At 63.1% G+C, this 255-nt stretch carries 1 protein-coding gene; it reads right to left on the reverse strand.

Features of this window, described 5'->3' with window-relative positions; translation table 11 throughout:
- A partial coding sequence (locus GTP77_RS30085) for a DDE-type integrase/transposase/recombinase (RefSeq protein WP_161075772.1) occupies positions 1–255 on the reverse strand: 255 nt, incomplete at both ends.

Genomic DNA, 255 nt, shown 5'->3' on the forward strand with positions numbered 1-255 from the left:
CGGGTCCTGGGCGCCGCTGCTGGATGGCCATGTTCAGGGCCTCGCAGACGAGCTTGGCAGGCATGCTTGGCGCCATGGACCAGCCGACCACCTTGCGTGCGTACAAATCTATCACGACGGCCAAGTACAGCCAGCCGGAGCCGGTGCGGATGTACGTGATGTCCGATACGTATGCCATGTTGGGCGCGGGCGGATTGAACTGCCGGTTCAGCACATTGGCGGCGATCGGCAGGTCGTGCTTACTGTCCGTCGTGT

The organism is Pseudoduganella aquatica, from assembly GCF_009857595.1.
In the GTDB taxonomy this organism is placed as follows: Bacteria; Pseudomonadota; Gammaproteobacteria; order Burkholderiales; family Burkholderiaceae_D; genus Rugamonas; species Rugamonas aquatica_A.